Source organism: Hymenobacter psychrophilus, from assembly GCF_900107135.1.
Lineage (GTDB): Bacteria > Bacteroidota > Bacteroidia > Cytophagales > Hymenobacteraceae > Hymenobacter > Hymenobacter psychrophilus.
The window spans coordinates 1-1,490 of sequence record NZ_FNOV01000044.1 but is presented as its reverse complement, the minus strand read 5'-3'; the positions used below and the strand labels follow the sequence as shown (position 1 = coordinate 1,490).

Genomic DNA, 1,490 nt, shown 5'->3' with positions numbered 1-1,490 from the left:
CAACGCGGGGGCCGACACCCGGGTGGGGCCCGTGCGCAGCACCTCCAGCTGGGTGAGGCGCTCCCCCGGCCCCACCTGCAGCAGCGCTTCGAGGGCCGCTTGCTGCACCGGGCTCAGGCGGGCGCGCAATTGACGGTAAAGGTGACGGCCCGTGCGTTCGCGGACCCGGGCAATCAGGCGGGCCAGCACCGTGACGCCGGGCAGCACCACGCGCTGGGCCACCAGGTGCGCGGTCGCCAAATCAAAGAGCACGCTCGGCCGCACGGTGCTGGTGGCCACCTGGGCATAAAGCCAACGGGTAAGCCGAAAGGCCTGCCGGCCGTCAAACGAGTGGTACTGCAGGTACGCTTGAATCAGCGGCTGGTGCTCGTAGCTGGTGTTGGACCGGTCCCGATACGGCCGCAGCTGCTCGGGAGCCAGGCCGAGCTGGCTGGCCAGGGTCTGCACCACCACGGGGGGCACCTGCAGCGGGTCCACCAGAAAGGTGCCCAAAAAGCGCAGCGTCCCCAGCTGCACGGCGCAGCCCAGGCGGGTGTGCGGCAAACGCCGCGCCGCCAGAAACTGCTTATCGGCCGCACTCAGGTAGAAAAACCGGGTGAGTTGCTCCGGGCTGGGGTCGGCGTGGTACTGACTGTACCGGGCGGCTTGTTCGTCACTGAGAAATTCGACGGGCATACGCGGCGCTTACTGGCGGGCCGGACTGCCGCCCGTCGGGACGCCCAGGTAGGCGAGGTAGCGGTAAATGGTGGCCCGGCCCACGCCGAGCAGCTGCCCAATTTCGGCCACCGTCTTGTCCTGCTGCAGATAAAGGGTCTTCGCGGCCTGCGCTTTCGACAAGGCCTCTTTGGAAAGTCCCTTCGGCCGCCCCCCCTGCCGGCCGCGGGCGCGGGCGGCCGTCAGTCCTGCTCGCGTCCGTTCGCGGATGATGTCGCGCTCAAACTCAGCCAGCGAGGCAAACAGATTAAACATGAGCCGGCCCTGGGCCGTGGTCGTGTCCAGGTGGTCCTGCAAGCTGACGAAGTGGATGCCCTTGTCCTGAAAACCGGTCACCAACGTGACCAAGTCTTTGAGCGAGCGGCCCAACCGGTCCAGCTTCCAGACCACCAATGTGTCGCCCGGCCGCAGGCGGGTCAACAGGTGTTGAAGCGCTGGCCGCTCTTTCACGGACGACACTTTTTCCTGGGCCACCTCGGCGCACCCGTAGGCCTGCAAAGCATCGGTCTGCAGGTGCAGCTGCTGGTCAGAGGTACTGACGCGGGCATAGCCGAAAATCATAGGCGGTATTCTCAGGAAGTCAACGGGGGCAAAGATAGCGAGCCGTTGATTCGTGAGAACAGCATATGAGACATTTATTGCTCGCCTCAGGAGCCTTTCAAACTAGCGAGGTTACTGGGCCGAAAAAACGCCCGTTTTTCGAGACACCCCCAACTCGCCAGAATCCGACCCGGCGGCCCTAACGGGAATTTCTGTTCTTACTCTTGCGCTACCCC

Annotated in this window: 2 protein-coding genes; both read right to left on the bottom strand. The window is 64.9% G+C overall.

Features of this window, described 5'->3' with window-relative positions; genetic code table 11:
- Window positions 1–675, bottom strand: a 675-nt coding sequence (locus tag BLW21_RS20980) for a DUF4158 domain-containing protein (RefSeq protein WP_139255381.1), incomplete at its 3' end; no start/stop codon positions are given.
- Between the two features lie 9 nt (window positions 676–684).
- The gene (locus BLW21_RS20975; protein WP_092744068.1) at window positions 685–1,275 is read right to left on the bottom strand and encodes a recombinase family protein; all 591 of its coding nucleotides are present in this window, start codon (window positions 1,273–1,275) and stop codon (window positions 685–687) included.
- Between the last annotated feature and the right edge of the window lie 215 nt (window positions 1,276–1,490).